This is a genomic window from Sphingomonas sp. AC435 (assembly GCF_979253005.1).
Genome location: NZ_CEEDCJ010000002.1, coordinates 39,409 through 54,781 on the forward strand (window position 1 = coordinate 39,409; position 15,373 = coordinate 54,781).

At 69.0% G+C, this 15,373-nt stretch carries 12 protein-coding genes and 1 tRNA gene; 8 read left to right on the top strand and 5 right to left on the bottom strand.

What is annotated here, in order from left to right:
* The first annotated feature begins 57 nt into the window (after window positions 1-57).
* The 3 genes from AC0CH8_RS03800 to AC0CH8_RS03810 all read left to right on the top strand — a co-directional run bounded on the left by AC0CH8_RS03800 (window position 58) and on the right by AC0CH8_RS03810 (window position 1,253).
* Window positions 58-133, top strand: a tRNA-Lys gene (locus tag AC0CH8_RS03800).
* Between the two features lie 101 nt (window positions 134-234).
* Entirely contained in the window at window positions 235-585 is a 351-nt protein-coding gene (locus AC0CH8_RS03805) for a DUF6481 family protein (protein WP_204193900.1), read from the top strand.
* Window positions 582-1,253 carry a spermidine synthase gene (locus AC0CH8_RS03810; protein WP_465238757.1) on the top strand — a complete coding sequence of 224 codons (672 nt, stop codon included), beginning with the start codon at window positions 582-584 and terminating at the stop codon, window positions 1,251-1,253. Before AC0CH8_RS03805 ends, AC0CH8_RS03810 begins: the two co-directional genes overlap by 4 nt.
* 1 nt (window position 1,254) lies before the next feature.
* Here the strand turns inward: AC0CH8_RS03810 and AC0CH8_RS03815 are convergent, their stop codons facing one another.
* On the bottom strand, window positions 1,255-2,844 hold the full coding sequence (locus tag AC0CH8_RS03815; protein WP_465238758.1) for a tetratricopeptide repeat-containing sulfotransferase family protein: 1,590 nt from the start codon (window positions 2,842-2,844) through the stop codon (window positions 1,255-1,257).
* Window positions 2,845-2,981: 137 nt separating this feature from the next.
* On the opposite strand from AC0CH8_RS03815, the gene AC0CH8_RS03820 reads away from it, so the two are divergent.
* Genes AC0CH8_RS03820 through AC0CH8_RS03830 form a run of 3 tightly spaced genes read left to right on the top strand, consistent with a single transcriptional unit; the run spans window position 2,982 to window position 7,191 of the window.
* Window positions 2,982-4,181, top strand: a complete 1,200-nt coding sequence (locus AC0CH8_RS03820; RefSeq protein WP_465238759.1) for an HlyD family secretion protein — start codon at window positions 2,982-2,984, stop codon at window positions 4,179-4,181.
* Window positions 4,182-4,183: 2 nt separating this feature from the next.
* A complete protein-coding gene (locus tag AC0CH8_RS03825) occupies window positions 4,184-5,749 on the top strand; it encodes an MDR family MFS transporter (RefSeq protein ID WP_465238760.1) in 1,566 nt (521 codons plus the stop codon).
* A complete protein-coding gene (locus AC0CH8_RS03830) occupies window positions 5,749-7,191 on the top strand; it encodes an efflux transporter outer membrane subunit (protein ID WP_465238761.1) in 1,443 nt (480 codons plus the stop codon). Before AC0CH8_RS03825 ends, AC0CH8_RS03830 begins: the two co-directional genes overlap by 1 nt.
* Before the next feature lie 12 nt (window positions 7,192-7,203).
* Here AC0CH8_RS03830 and AC0CH8_RS03835 read toward each other — a convergent pair whose 3' ends face one another.
* Together AC0CH8_RS03835 and AC0CH8_RS03840 are read right to left on the bottom strand one after the other, a co-directional pair.
* Window positions 7,204-7,752 (bottom strand): TetR/AcrR family transcriptional regulator, encoded by a 549-nt coding sequence (locus tag AC0CH8_RS03835; protein WP_465238762.1) that lies wholly within the window; start codon window positions 7,750-7,752, stop codon window positions 7,204-7,206.
* Between the two features lie 80 nt (window positions 7,753-7,832).
* The gene (locus AC0CH8_RS03840; protein WP_465238763.1) at window positions 7,833-9,833 is read right to left on the bottom strand and encodes a FecR domain-containing protein; all 2,001 of its coding nucleotides are present in this window, start codon (window positions 9,831-9,833) and stop codon (window positions 7,833-7,835) included.
* A gap of 173 nt (window positions 9,834-10,006) precedes the next feature.
* Between AC0CH8_RS03840 and AC0CH8_RS03845 the strand changes: the two genes are divergently transcribed.
* Both AC0CH8_RS03845 and AC0CH8_RS03850 read left to right on the top strand, forming a co-directional pair.
* A complete protein-coding gene (locus tag AC0CH8_RS03845; RefSeq protein ID WP_465238764.1) occupies window positions 10,007-11,677 on the top strand; it encodes a ShlB/FhaC/HecB family hemolysin secretion/activation protein in 1,671 nt (556 codons plus the stop codon).
* 35 nt (window positions 11,678-11,712) lie between these two features.
* Window positions 11,713-13,989 carry a putative bifunctional diguanylate cyclase/phosphodiesterase gene (locus tag AC0CH8_RS03850; RefSeq protein ID WP_465238765.1) on the top strand — a complete coding sequence of 759 codons (2,277 nt, stop codon included), beginning with the start codon at window positions 11,713-11,715 and terminating at the stop codon, window positions 13,987-13,989.
* Window positions 13,990-13,994: 5 nt separating this feature from the next.
* On the opposite strand, the gene AC0CH8_RS03855 is transcribed toward AC0CH8_RS03850, so the two are convergent.
* Both AC0CH8_RS03855 and AC0CH8_RS03860 read right to left on the bottom strand, forming a co-directional pair.
* Window positions 13,995-14,486, bottom strand: a complete 492-nt coding sequence (locus AC0CH8_RS03855; protein ID WP_465238766.1) for a hypothetical protein — start codon at window positions 14,484-14,486, stop codon at window positions 13,995-13,997.
* Window positions 14,487-14,488: 2 nt separating this feature from the next.
* Window positions 14,489-15,355 carry an N-acetylmuramidase family protein gene (locus AC0CH8_RS03860; RefSeq protein WP_465238767.1) on the bottom strand — a complete coding sequence of 289 codons (867 nt, stop codon included), beginning with the start codon at window positions 15,353-15,355 and terminating at the stop codon, window positions 14,489-14,491.
* Window positions 15,356-15,373: the final 18 nt, after the last annotated feature.

Genomic DNA, 15,373 nt, shown 5'->3' on the forward strand with positions numbered 1-15,373 from the left:
GCTAACAGCGCGCTTCCCGACGCGGGGCGGCACACTCAGCCACCCGATGAACGGTACGGACGCATAGCTCAGTTGGTAGAGCAGCTGACTCTTAATCAGCGGGTCCTTGGTTCGAGCCCAAGTGCGTCCACCAGATTTTCCAGGGGCTTCGCGGTGACGCGAGGCCCTTTTGGTTTGTGGCTTCCCCGACTATCATCACCCTGGGCGATCACGCCCGCAACAGCGGAACCCTACATGGCAGGCTTCAAGGCCCCCGATTTCAACGAGCGTAACGCCGCCGCGCGCGACGCCAGGCAGCGCGCGCTGGAGCAACTGCGCGCGAAACCCGCGCTCGACCCCGAGGTCGTCGCCGAGCGCGCGGCCAAGCAGGCTGCGAAGGAGGCTGCGGAGGCCGAGAAGCGGGCCGCCAAGGCCGCCGCGATCGCCGCCGCCAAGGCGGAGCGCGAAGCCGCTGCCGCCGCCAAGGCTGCCGCAGAGGCCGAAGCCGCCGCCGCCAAGAACCCGGCCCGGCTGCTCCCCACCGAGGCCGAGCTGAAGGCCGCTCGCGATGCGCGCTATGCCGCGCGTAAGGCCCGCAAGCGTTGACCCCACGCGAGTTGCTGGGCATGGCGGAGGTGCCGGGCGGTCCGCCGCTCCGGCTGTTCCGCCGCGGTGGCGACTTCATGATCGTGCTCGAACGCAACGAGCTGATGAGTACGCGGATGAACGGGTCGGAGATCGCGCTGGGCACGATGGCGTGCGAGCGTCTGGGCGACCGCCCTGCCCCGCGGCTGCTGATCGGCGGCTATGGCATGGGGTTCACGCTCAGGGCGGTGCTGGGCCTGCTCAAGGCCGATGCCAGAGTCGTGGTGGCCGAGCTGGTGCCCGGTATCGTCGAATGGGCCCGCGGACCAATGGCGGCGCTGACCGATGGCTGCCTTGACGATCCCCGTGTCGATCTCCGCCTGACCGATGTCGGCGCGGTGCTCGATGCGCCGGACGGTCGCTTCGATGCGATCCTGCTCGATGTCGATAATGGCCCCGACGGGCTGACCCGGCCAGCGAACGACGGGCTCTACACGGCCCGCGGACTTACCCGCGCCCGCATGGCGCTGCGGCCGGGCGGCATCCTCGCCATCTGGTCCGCCGCGCCCGACGCCGCCTTCGCGCGGCGGCTGTCGCAGTCCGGGTTCGAGGTCGACGAGGTCCGCACCAAGGCGCGCGACAACGGCAAGGGACCAACCCACGTGATCTGGTTCGCGACCCGGCGCTAGGTCACTCGGCCAGCGGCCCCAACCAGCGTTCGTAGGGCCGCCATGACTCCAGCGCCGCCATGCTGATCGGCTGGCGCACCTGTTCGGCGCTGGGCGTCCGGATCGCCCGCTCGGTGCGATGGAAGTCGAGGCACGCCTGCTCGAACGGCAGGCCGAGATGATCGAGCAGGCGGCGCACGGTCGTCTCCGTATCGATCACCAGATCCTGCAATTCGACCCGGTGGACGGCGCCCGGCAGCAGATCGTCCCAGAGCGCCATCATCCGCACATAGCCGCGCCGATAGGCCGCGACATCTGCCAGCGCGTTCGCGAAGGTGAAACCGCGCGAGAAGAGCTGTTTATAGATCGACAATCCGCCACCCAGCGCGTCGCGGCGCACGTCTATAATCTTCGCGTGCGGCAGGATCGCCTTGATGAGGCCGACATGGCGGAAGTTCGCGGGGGCCTTGTCGATGAACAAGCGCCGCCCCGTCCGGCGATGGCTTCGCGTGCGGCGCAGATATTCGCGTCCCAGCGCTTCGAGTCCCTTGGCGTCGGTCGCTGCGAGCGTCTGCTGATACGATATGCCCCTGCCTTGCGGCGACAGCGCGATGTGCCGGACGATCGCCTCCAGGTCGCCGAGTTCGCGCGTCGCCTCGATCGCGGAGTGACTGGCGAGGATTTGCTCCACCAATGTGGAGCCGGACCGCGGCAGGCCAACGATGAAGATCGGGCCCGGCTCGGCGCATCCGGCGGCGGCGCTGCGCTCGAAGAACGCGGGCGTCAGAGAGCGACGCGTCGCTTCGATCTCCGCGTCGATCGCGCGAGCGTCATGCGGCTGTTCGGCGCGTTTGTCATGGTTCGCGGCCTGATATTGCGCGAACGCCGCGGCGTGATCGCCCGCAATCTCGCGCGCCCGCGCCAAGGCGAACGAGAGCGGCGTGCGGTCCGCCGCCGACAGGTCGTCTCGCGCCAGCCAGCCTTCCATCGCCACGACCTCGTCTTCGGTGAAGCGAAACATCTTGATGTCGGACAGCGCCCAATACCCCCGCCCGACTTCCCTGCCGGTAGAGATCGCACGGCGATAGCTGCCGATCGCCGCATCGGTGTCGCCCAGCGTCCGCTGCGCGTTGCCCAGCGCCAGCAGCGCTTTCGCGTCGTCCGGATCGGCATCGACGATCGCCTGCAACCCGTCGCGCGCGCCCACATGATCGCCACCCTGCTCCATCAGGTGCACCGAGATCGTGCGATACGCGGCGACGTCGGGCCGCGCGCTGCGTCGCACCGCGACGATCGCCTGCGCATCGGCTATGGCGAGCCGATCGAGCACCTCGACCAAGGCGGACCAGATGTCGTGGCGGTCGGGCGCCTGTTCCGCTGCGGCGATCAGAAGTTTACACGCCGACGCGTCCTGCCCGGCCTGAACGCCGATCCGCGCCATCATCAACAGGGCCGGCACGTTGCCGGCATCGTCCTGAAGTATCTCGGTCAGTGTCGAATGAGCATTGCGGACGTCGCCTGTTGTCAGGAACCGTTGCGCCGCCTCAAGCCGGGCCGATGCTACTGCGGTTTGCCGGGGGTTTGAAGGTCGCGAGCGGGTCGTCTGGGTCATCGGCCAGACAGTAACTCCCTTTAGTGCCAAGTTTCCAGCCGTCGCGTAGGCAGCCGCCCCTACCCCACCGCCCGATGGTTGAACCGGACACGATGTCCGTTTATGGGCGACACCAAGCCTTTTCAGCCGAGCGCATCATGACCCAGGACGATTCCGCCGACCCCGCCGCGGTCCAGCACGACGGTCATGGCCGGCACGATGCAGAGCCCGGCGCGGACACAGCCCCGCCGGCCAAGCGCAAGCTCAGTGGCCGGGCGAAGGCGATCCTGCTGATCGTCGTGCTCGGGCTGATCGTCGCCGGCATCCTGTGGTTCATCGATTACCGGGCGCACGTCCAGTATCTTCAGGAAACCAACGACGCGACGATCCGCGCCGACGCCGTCACCGTCTCCCCCAAGACGGCCGGCTATGTCGCGGAAGTGCTGGTCACGGACAATCAGGATGTCGCCGCCGGTCAGCCGCTCGTCCGCATCGATCCACGCGACTACCGTGCCCAGATGGCGCAGGCCGACGCGCAGGTCGCCGTTGCCCAAGCGCAAGCGGACAGCGCCCGCGCCCAGATTCGCGAGCAATATGCCACGATCGAACAAACCCGTGCGCAGCTGGTCGCCGCACGGGCGCAGGCGGCGTTCGATGCCTCCGAAGTGGCGCGCTACACGCCCCTCGCCGCGTCCGGCGCGGAAACCCGGGAAAAGCTCGCCCAGCTTCGCGCCACCGCCACCCGCTCCGCCCAGGACGCCCGCGCGCAGGCGGCGGGGCTGCTGACCCAGCAACGCCGCATCGCCAGCTTCACGTCGCAGGTTCGCCAGGGCGAGGCGCAGGGCCGCGCTGCGCAGGCCCAGAGAGAGGCCGCCGATGTCGATGTTCAGGCGACGCTGCTGCGCGCGCCGATCGCCGGCCGCGTCGGCGACAAGACCGTGACCGTCGGCCAATATGCGCAAGCGGGAACCCGGCTGATGTCGCTCGTCCCGCTCGACAAGCTCTACATCGTCGCGAACTTCAAGGAGACGCAGTTGGCCCTGATGCGCGTCGGTCAGCCTGCGACGATCAAGGTCGACGCGCTCGACGGGGTCGAACTCCACGGCCGCGTCGTCAGCCAGTCGCCGGGCACTGGTGCGCAGTTCTCGCTGCTCCCACCCGAGAATGCGACGGGCAACTTCACCAAGATTACGCAGCGCGTGCCGGTCCGCATCGCGCTGGAAGCGACGGCGGACGCCCGCCGCCTGCTCGTGCCGGGCCTGTCGGTCACGGTTACCGTCGACACGATCTCGGCCAAGGGCGATCTCGACCGCATCCGCGACCAGCAGAAGCAGTTGCAGGACCGGCAGGCGCGCTGATCATGGCCAGCGTCGCCCTCGACCGACAACCCGCGCGCAGCCTGCCGGAGAAAGCCGACGCCGCCGCGTGGCTGGCGGTGGCGGCGGGAACGATCGGCGCGCTGATGGCGACGCTCGACATCTCGATCGTCAACTCGTCGCTGCCGACTATTCAGGGTGAAATCGGCGCGAGCGGTACGGAGGGGACGTGGATCGCCACCGCCTATCTGGTGGCGGAGATCGTCATCATCCCGATGTCGGCGTGGCTGACCAGGCTGTTGGGTCTTCGTACCTTCCTGCTGATCGCGGCGGGGCTGTTCACGGCCTTTTCGGTGCTGTGCGGCATTTCCACATCGCTGCCGATGATGATCATCGGTCGCGTCGGTCAGGGGTTCACCGGCGGCGCGATGATCCCGACCGCGCAGACGATCATCGCCCAGCGCCTGCCCCGGTCGCAACAGCCGATCGGCATCGCCCTGTTCGGTGTCACCGCGATCATGGGCCCCGTGCTCGGGCCGCTGATCGGCGGCTGGCTGACGGAGAATGTCAGCTGGCACTACGCCTTCTTCCTCAACGTACCGATCTGCGCGATCCTCGTCGTACTGCTGCTCGTCGGACTGCCGCATGACAAGCTGCGGCTGGACCTGATCGGGGAGGCGGACTGGTTTGGCATTGCCGGCCTCGCGCTCGGTCTCGGCGGGCTGACCGTGTTCCTGGAGGACGGCCAGCGCGAACAATGGTTCTCGTCCGAACTCATCCGCTGGATGGCGTTCGTCTCCGCAACCGGTTTCGCCCTATTGTTCTGGGGGCAAGCGACAGCGCGAAGACCGATCATCAAGCTCAAGCTGCTGCTCGACCGCCAGTTCGGATCGGTCGCATTGATGGGCATCGTGCTCGGGATGGTGCTCTACGGCACCTCCTATGCGATCCCGCAATTCCTGTCGGCGATCGCCAATTACAATGCGCTGCAATCGGGCAAGGTGGTGCTGCTGTCCGGCCTGCCCAGTCTGGTGATGATGGCGATCGTCCCGATCCTGCTGAAGCGCGTGGATATCCGGCTGGCGGTGGCCGCCGGCCTATTCATCATGGGCGGATCGGCGCTGCTCGACTCGAATCTGTCGCTGGCGTCGTCCGGACCCGACTTCACCGTCTCGCAGCTGCTGCGCGGTGTCGGCCAGATCCTCGGCATGCTGTTCCTCAGTCAGGCCGTGGTGCGCTCGGTCCCACCCGAGGATGCCGGCGACGCGTCGGGCCTGTTCAACGCCGTCCGCAATCTCGGGGGCAGCTTTGCGCTGGCCGGCATCTCCATCTTGCAGGACCAGCGCATGTGGTTCCACTCGCGCCGGCTGGAGGAGACGCTGAACGCCAATTCCCCCGCAGTGCAGGACTATGTCGGGGGGCTGTCGCAGCAACTCGGCGGCACGCCGACGGCGATGCGACTGATCGGGCAGCAGATCCAGGGGCAGGCGCTGGTCATGACGTACAACGACATCTTCTGGATCATGGGCATGGGAACGCTCGTCGTCCTGCCCCTCGTCCTGTTCCTCCGCCCGCTCCCGAAGGACGCCGCGCCCGCGGCGATGCACTGATGACGACACGCGCCGCCCTGATCCTGTTGCTCGCCTCGCTCTCCGCCTGCACGGTCGGCCCGAACTATCCCGGCCCGCCGAGCGTCGCGTCCGACGCCGCAACCCGCGGCACCTTCGTCCGCGCGAGCGATGCAGCGCTGACCCCCGCCCCCGGTCTGGCGCGCTGGTGGGAAGCCCTCGGCGACATGACGCTGACGGCCCTGGTCGATGACGCGCTGGCGCACAGCCCGACGATCGATCAGGCGCAGGCCCGCATCCGCGAGGCGCGCGCGCAATTGACGCAACGGCGCAGCGCGCAGCTTCCCGGCGTCAGCGCCAACGGCACCTATCTCCGCGCCGAAGTGCCCGGCGTCGACCTCGGCGGCGGCGAAAGTGGCGGTGGCAGCGGCGGCTCGACCAGCCTCGCCTTCTACAATGCCGGCCTCAACGCCTCGTGGGAGGTCGATCTGTTCGGCGGTGCGCGCCGCGGCGTCGAACAGTCGGAACGCACGATCGAGGCGCGCTTCGCCGACCTCGCCGACGCGCAGGTCAGCCTCGCCGCTCAGGTTGCGCAGGGCTACGTCTCGCTCCGGGACGTGCAGACGCGCATCCGTCTCAACGCCCGCTCGACCGCGTTGCAGGAGCGACAGGTCGCGCTGACGCGGCAGCGCTATGCCGCCGGCACCGCCTCCGCGCTCGACGTGGAGCGGCTCCAGACCGCGCTCTCGAACACGCAGGCGCAGGCGGTCCCGCTCGGCTCCCAGCGCGACGAATATCTCAACCAGCTGGCGGTCCTGACCGGCCGAACCCCGGGAGCGCTCGACGCGACGCTCGGCACCGTCGTGCCGGTGCCGCTGCCCCCTGCGAACGTTCCGATCGGCGACCCCGCCAGCCTGATCGCCAACCGCCCCGACGTACGCTCGGCCGAGCGGCAACTCGCGGCGAGTACCGCCGCCATCGGCGTCAACCGCGCCAAGCAACTGCCCGGCATCCGCTTCCTCGGCCTGCTCGGGCTCGGTGGCACCAGTCCCGGCGACATCTTCGATCTCGGCAAGCTCACCGCGCTCGCCGCACCATCGCTCAGCTGGTCCTTCCTCGACTTCGGGCGCGCCGCCGCCGCGACCCGCGTGTCGGAGGCGCAGCGCGATCAGGCGGAGGCGAAGTACAAACAGGCGGTCCTCACCGCGCTTCAGGATGCGGAGACCTCGCTGTCGCGCTTCGGCAATCTGCGCCTGCAACTCGCCAGCCTGATCCGCGCCCAACAGTCCGCCGCCCGCGCCGTCGCGCTCAACGATCAGCGAGTCCGGGCCGGTACCAGCACGACGATCGATCAACTCGACGTCGAGCGGCAGCGTCTGTCGGCGGAGATCGCCGTGGCGCAGGCGACCGCGCAACTGACCAACAGCTACGTCGCGGTCCAGAACGCGCTGGGGCTGGGCTGGACGGTACCGCCGGCGTCCTGATCGTCGCTGAAGCTAGCCTCTCGGCCGCAGGCCGTGGAGCAGCACCGGCATCGCCTCCGCCAGCGTCGCCTCGGCATCCTCGCGCGAATGCTGCGGCAGCAGCAAACCGCCCAGCATCCGCAGCGCCAGCATCGCCTGACGCGCGGTGACGCGCGGATCGAGGCTGCCGTCGGCGTGCCCACGATCCACGAACGGCGAGAGTATACCCTCCAGCCGCAAGGCGAGGTCTTCCAACGCGATGCGGGTTTCACCCTCCATCGGCAGATCGGCCGCCAGCCGGTCGAACAGCGCGCTCGCCTGAACGCCCGCCAGTGCCATCGCCATCATCGCTCGATCAAGCGGGAGGGCGGCGTCCAGCCCCGCGGCGATACGGTCGAGCTCGGCATGGAACACCGCGATCAGCAGCGCGACGCGGTCTTTGAAGTTGCGGTACAATGTCCCGCGCCCGACCCCCGCCAGCGCGGCGACCTCCTCCAGCGGAACGAGATAGCCCTTGGCACGGAAACAGTCGGACGCCGCCGCGATCAGGGCGTCGCGGCGCGCCTGCGCGTCACGCCGCATCGTGACCGGTTCGGAACGGCGGGAACGGCGGGAACGTCATCCCGTCCTGATGCCGCCCCGCCCCGGTTCGCGCAACCCGATCAGTCCTTCTTGCCCTTCAGCAGGTCGTTGAGCTTGCCCGCGATAATGCCCAGCGGATCGAGCAGCGACGGCGTCGGCCCGCTGCCCTTCGCCTTGTCCGCCGCCTTTGCAGCATCCTCGGCCGCCTTGGCAGCGTCCTTCGCGGCCTTGTCCTGCGCCTTCGTCGCATCGGCCGCGGCCTTGTCTGCGGCCGCCTGAGCATCCTTGGCCGCCTTCTCGGCCTCCTTGGTGGCCTTGTCGGACGCGGCGTCCGCGGCTTTCGCTGCGTCCTTGGCGGCCTTGTCGGCAGCCTTGTCGGCAGCATCCTTGGCCGCATCGCGGGCGACCTTGTCGGCGTCCGCCTTCATCGCATCCTCGGACGCCTTGGCGGCATCCCTGGCAGCCTTGTCGGAGTCCTTTGCCGCCTTGTCCGCAGCCTTGGCCGCGTCCTTCGCGGCCTTGTCAGCGGCATCGCGCGCGGCCCGTTCGGCATCCTTGCCAAGCTGGGCCGCCGCATCCGCCGCCGCCTTGGCCGCATCCTTCGTCGACTTGTCGGCTGCTGCGGCGGCCGCCGCCGCGCTGGCGCGCGTCGCGTCCTCGGCTGCGCGAGCCGCGACCGCCGCCGCCTGCGCCGCCGCAGCCTGAGCGCCAGGATCGCCCACTGCCGCTGCCGCATCCTGCGCGGCTTTGGCGGCGTCGCGCGCGGTCTGGTCCGCCATCGCCTGCGCCGCGACCTGATTGGCTTCCTGAGCAGCCCGCTGCGCTTCCGCCGCAGCGGCGGCGTCCGCCGCACGCTGCGCCGCCTCGGACGCCTGCGCCGCGGCTTCGGACGCCGACCGCGCGGCATCCTGCGCCGAACTGTCTGTCATCATCTGTGCGGCCTGCGCGGCAGCTTGCGCCGCGGCGGCGGCGGCGGCCTGCGCCTCCACCTGCGCCGCCGCTCTCGCGAGCCGCTCCGCCTCGGCGGCTTCGGCAGCCGCCGCCGCGCTCGCAGCAGCCTTCGCCGCATCCTCGGCCGATTGCCGCGCAGCCTGATCGGCTTGAACACGGGCCGCAGCGGCAGCGGCGGTCTCCTGCGCGATCCGGTCCGCGTCCGCTTTCGCCTGTGCTGCTGCGGCGGCGGCCGCGTCCGACTGACCGGCGGTGGTCACCGCCTGATCCTGCGAGGTTTTCGCCTCCATCATCACGGCCGCCACCTCAACGGTTTTGACGGCAGCGGTCGAGGCTTCGGTCGCAACCCGCGTGGCGCTCGCCACGTCGGCCACGGCCGCGGCGATGCCGCCGCCGATCGTTCCGGCGACCAGACCGCCGGTCGTGTCGGCCAGCGAGACGGGTGCTTCGTACACCGCCGTCGTCACCGCCACCGGTTCGGCAGCTTCGGGAGGAGCGGTCGCTGCGGCATCCGGCGCAGCGACCGCTGGGACCGTCGGAGACTCGCCCGCCGCGCCCGGAGCCTCGACGACCCGCGTCACCCCGTTGCTCTCCACCTGCATGCGCGCGCGATCACCCGCTCCGACCAGCGCGACCGCGCCCGGCAGGATCAGGTCGTGCGCGCGGCCATCGGCGGTGGCGACATCGACCGCACCTTCCAGCACCTGCACGGACGCGCCCTTCGCGTCGACACCGACGGAGAAGGTCGTGCCCTTCACGACGGCGGCGAGGTACGGCGTCTTCACCTCGAAATGTGGCGTCATCTTCTTCTTGATCATGAAGACGATGTTGCCGAAATCCTCCCATACGCGCGTCACGCCGGTGGCCGGCTCGACGTCGGGCAGGCGAAGCTGGGACGACGGAGAGACCATCATATATTCGGTGCCGCGGATCAGCACGACGCGCCCGCCCTTGCCCGTCGTCACGGTGTCGCCCGGCGTCACCGCCAGACCACGCGTCGCGATCTTGCCGATACCGGCGCGCGAGACCTGAACCGGCCCCGACATCTCGCTGATCGTCCAGCCGCCGGGTCCCGCCAGCGCCGCCGTGGAACAACTGATGGCCAGCAGGGCCAGGACTCGTTTGTGCATCACCGTCTCCCGGTGGCCGTCATCGGACAGTCACCCATGCCCCCTCTCGCGCGGCCAAGGTGTCGGTCGCGTTGCGAGACGGAGTTAATGCAGCGTTAGGTCCAAGTTGCGGGAGATAACCTTTTGCAAAGGCTTCAGAGGCTAGGTCGGGCTCCACACAGCTGGACGACCCGATGCCGCGCCTTCGACGATTTCTTGCCACCCTGCTCATCGGTGCCGGAGGCACGCTGGGGTCCCACTGGGCAGACGCTCAGGTCCGGCTGGACCGCGCCGATCCCAGCATCACCGAACAGGCATTGCCGCAAGCGACCAAGCCTGGCGAAACGGTGACCGCGGACCCGGCGGTGGAAGCCCCCGCCGCCGTTGTCGAGAATTTGGCCGGTGCCACGGGTGTCGTCGCCGCGATCACGGTAACGGGCCGCACGCAACTTCCCTCGTCGGCATTCGCCGCCGTCCTCACCGACTATGTCGGTCGCCAGCTCGGCCGCGAAGAACTCGCCCGGCTCGCCGGCGCGGTTGCCGGCGTGGCGCGCCGCAGCGGCTATCCGTTCGCCAGCGCCTCGATCGAGCCACAGGCGATGCGCAGCGGCATCCTGCGAGTCACGCTGGACGATGGCCGTGTCGATGCGGTGCGCGTGATCGGTGCGATCAATCCCGTCGCCGATCGGCTACTGACGCGGGCGCTGGTCACGGGGCGTGGCGTGCGGCAGTCCGAACTCGAACGCGCGATCCTGCTGGTCAGCGACATCGCCGGCGTGACGGTGAAGAGCAACCGCTACACGCGCCAGGACGGCTTCGGCATCCTGCTCGTCACGATCGCGCAGGATCGCGCCAGCGCTTACGTCCAGGTCGACAATCGCGGCAGTCGCGAGGTCGGCCCGATCCGGTCGACGATGCTCGCCAGCCTGCGCGGATTGGCCGGTGCGGGAGACGAGTTGTCGCTGATCGCGGCGCAAACGCCGTTGAACCCGTCGGAATTCGCCTTCCTGCGCGCCCGCTACGCCGCCCCCGTGGCGAATGATGGATCGGTCCTGTCGGTATCCGGTTCTTATGGCCGTTCCAATCCCGGTGCCTCGCTCGCCCGCCTGGATGTTGTCGGCAAAAGCGTCGACCTGTCCGCCGCCTATGCTCGCCCCCTGATCCGCAGCCGCGCACGCAGCCTGTGGAGCACGCTGGAGTTCAGGGCGATCCAGATCCGGCAGACGCTGGCAGGCGTGCTGCTGCGCGACGACCGGCTGGCGACGCTGACCGGCTCGCTCAACGGTGCGGCTCGCGTCGGCGGCGGCGTGCTGCGTGCAGAGGCATCGGTAGTCGGCGGACTGCCGCTCTCGGGTGTCAGTCACGAGGGAGATGCGCGGATCTCCCGGCGCGACGGTGACGCGCGGTTCGCAACGATCGGTTACACGATCGACTGGACACATACGCTGTCCGGCCCGATCAGCCTCGTTCTCGGCTCCTCTGGTCAGCTTGCGTCCCGCCCGCTGCTCGCCACGGCAGAAATCGGTGCGGGTGGCCCATCCTTCGGTCGTGCCTATGATTATGCGGAACGCACCGGCGACAACGGTATCCTCGGCTCGGCAGAAGTGCGCGGCGACCTCGGCCGGATCGCGCCGGGCGTCGTCGAGGGGGCGCAGCTTTATGCATTCGTCGATGGCGGCACCGTCGGCAACTGGCGCAACGGTGTCGGCGGCGGGTCGCTCGTGTCGAGCGGCGCGGGCGTCCGCGCAGGCCTGTTCGCGCGCCTCGACGGGATGATCGAGGTCGCAATACCCTTGAACGCCGACCGATTCGACACGCGCAATCGCCGCCCGCGCCTGTCGTTCCGTCTGTCGCGCAGCTTCTGATCGACTCGCCCATGTTCGCTCGCTCACCTTTTGCGTTGTTTCGGCGGGCCCGCGCCTCCTCATGGGCGATCCTCGGCATTGCGCTGGCGATCGGAGTCGCGATCGGTGCGACCCGCCTCGGCGATACCGCCGACCATATGCTCGACACGCTCCGCTTCGAGGCGGCGACCCGCAGCGCCAGTGGCGGAGTCGCTATCGTGGAAATGGACGCCGCCAGTGTATCAGCGATTCAGCGTTACCCCTGGTCCCGCGCGCATTATGCCCGCGTCGTCGATGCCCTGCGCCGGGCGGGCGCGGCCTCGGTGGTGTTCGACGTCGATTTCTCGTCCGGTTCGGACACCGCCGGCGACACGGCCTTCGCGGCGGCTCTCGCGCGCGCCGACGGGCTGGTGACGCTCCCGACCTTTGGACAACAGGCCGGCGCGGGCAGCACGCGGACGATCGATGCGCTGCCGATTCCTGCTCTGCGTCAGCATGTCGCCCTCGCCTCCGTCAGCATCGCCCCCGACAGCGATGGCGTCGTCCGCGCGATGCCGCTGGCGACGATGACCGCCGGCGTCCCCCGCCCCTCGCTCTCGGCCTATATCGCCGGCCGACCGGGCACCGCCGACCGGACCTTCCCGATCGATATGGCGATCGATCCCGACACGATTCCGCGCCTCAGCTTCGTCGCGGTCGAGCGTGGCCGGTTCGATGCCGCCGCCGTACGAGGCCGCAACGTCCTGATCGGCGCGACCGCGATCGAGATGGGCGATCGGTATGCGGTACCCGTCTGGGGAGTCCTGCCCGGCGTCGTCGTTCAGGCACTCGCGGCGGAAACGCTGCTCGACGGTGTCCCCGTTCTCGGCGACGGTCTCATCCCCGCGCTGCTCGCGCTGTTGCTGGCGACCTGGGTGCTCGCCCGTCGGTCGATGCGCGCCGTACTCGGTGGTGGCATCGCGGCCGGTACCGTCATCATCACCGCGGTCCTAATCGCGCAGCACGGTTTCGGCACGCTGTATCCCCTTGCGGGGGCACTCGCGATCCTGCTGGGCGCCACGCTCGGCGCTGCGGCGCGGCACGTCGCCGGCCGCTTCCAGGCTCAGCGTACCACCGACGAGGCGACCGGGCTGCCCAATCGGCACGCGCTGCCCGTTACCACGGACGGAGCCTTCGTCGTTGCGCGGCTGGTCAACATCGACAGCCTTGCCGCCGTCCTCGACCGCCAGTCGCTCGCCGACGCCGTCGTCCGCACCGCGGAGCGACTGCGCTTGATGAGCGCGAACGCCACCGTCTACCGCCTCGACCGCCACCATCTCGGCTTCGTCATGGCCGATGGAGCCGAGCCGGAGGGGCAGCTTCAAGGCTTGCGCTCGATCCTGCTGCAACCGGTCGAGGTGGGCGGGCGGCGGATCGACGTCGGCGTGGCGATCGGGCTGGCGGAGGCCGGCGAGGTCGAGCGGCAGGTCGCCGACGGCATGCTCGCCGCCGACGCCGCCCAGCGCGAGGGTGTGTTCTGGCGTCGCGCCGCCACCAATCTCGACCAGATCGAGCGGCAGGTGTCGCTGATGGGCGAATTGGACGATGCGCTCGCCGCCGGTCAGATCGAGGTCTTCTATCAGCCCAAATTGTCGCTCGCGCAGGGTCGTCCCACCAGCGTCGAGGCGCTGGTGCGCTGGCGTCATCCCGAACGCGGCTTCGTCGGCCCCGACCTGTTCATCCCCCTCGCCGAGCAGACCGATCGCATCGCGCCGCTGACGCTGTATGTCGTGGAGCGAGTCCTGACCGACATCGCGAACTGGCGCGAGCTGGGCCACGATCTCGCCGCCGCGATCAACATCTCCGCCAAGCTGCTCTCGGCACCCGCCTTCAACGCGGCGATCGAACGGCTGCTGGAGCGATCCGCGATCCCGACATCGCTGCTGATCTTCGAGGTCACCGAGTCGGCGGCGATGTCGGACCCCGACAAGGCGGTCGCGGCGCTGCGGCGCTACCGAGAACTGGGCATCGCCGTGTCGATGGATGATTACGGCACCGGCCAGTCGACCCTCACCTACCTGCGACAACTGCCGCTCAACGAACTCAAGATCGATCGCAGCTTCGTGCAGTTCGCGCATCAGAACCGCAACGACGCGGTGCTGGTCCGCTCCACGATCGACCTTGCCCACGATCTCGGGCTGAAGGTCGTGGCGGAGGGGGTGGAGGACGCCGAATGCCTGGAATTCCTGCGCGCCGCCGGCTGCGACATGATCCAGGGCTATCACATCAGCCGACCTCTCCCGCTCGACGCGTTGCTGACCTTCATCACCACGCCGGTCGCCGCCGCCGCGTAGATCGGTCAGCGTGTCGCCAGCGCCCGGCGCATCGCGGGGATGGTCATCGTTCCCATCCGGTCGACGAGCCCGAGCGACAGCGCGTCGTCGACGGCCCACCGACCCGATCGCCGGTCCAACGCCACCACGACGGGCGTGCGCCCGGAGGCGTTCGGGGACGATGTGTCATAAACGAACCCGATACGCGGCATCGGTCCCGGCACCGCGCCGACCGCGGCCAGCCCGTCGCAGGACACCGTTTCGGTGTTGCCGATCCCGATTGTCTCCACCGTCACCGCCCCACGCCCCGGCGTGGTCAGCGTGACGCGGCATCGGTAGGGGGAGTTGAAGGGGGACTGACCCGGCGGCGTCTCATACCGGATCGACCGCACGACCAGCGACGGCAAACCTCGCAGTTTCAGCGTCACGGCCGGATGGACGGCGCGCCCGCTCGAAACGGCCGCGACCACCGACGTCGTGCCCGACATCAGTCCGCAGACCGCGGCCAAAATGACCACCCTCATCGCTTCGTCAACGCGGCATAAGCATCGGCCATCTTCGTATCATACGCATTGTCGGCGTATTTGGGTCCATTGTAGATCCTGGCGAACGTTGCCCATTCGCGCTTCCGGAGCGCGGTCTTCAGGCGCCCGTCCGCCCCGATGAAGGACACGAACGCCGCGAGGTGGCGGCGTTCCCCCTCCAGCATGGCATCGACGAACGATGCGACGTTCTTAAATCCGCACGCCTTGAAATTGTCGCCCATGATCTGGAACTTGCCCCACGACGCCGACCGCAGCGCGGCATCCTCGTCCAGCATCGCCGCCCGGATCAGCTTCGGATACTGCGCAGCGAACTTGCCGTAGCCGCCCGCCGATTTCGCCGAGATATCCGTATGGCTGCGGTCGAACGCGCCTTGGGTGAGGCGTGAGAAATAATGTCGTTCGAACAAGATCGTGGGCCGCCCGACATTGTCCCAACTCGACGATTTCGTTTCGGTGTCCGCCACCGCCCGGATCGCAGCGGCATCCGCCCCCAGCGTCTTGGCCGCCGCCTCGTAATCCTGCGCGGTCAGCCCGTCATCGATATGCGCCCAGCAGAAGGGCGTGAACACCCGGTGCCGCGGTCCCGCGATGACCGCCTTGTCCAGTGCCTTGAACGTATAGCCACTCGGCGAGATCACGCCGTCCGGCTTGGCAAGCGCCGCACCGTTCGCCTGAAACGCACGGATCGCACGGTCCAGCTCCGCGTCGAACGGACCCTGCTCCGGAGGGGGCGACAGCGGCTGCACCCAGCGGGCGTGCCGGCGTAGCAACCGCCGGACCAGCGCTACGTCGTCTGCAAGGTTCGCGCTGCCGGTGCCGACACTGGCCGTGATCCTGTTCATGACCTCGTCTCCCCCGAC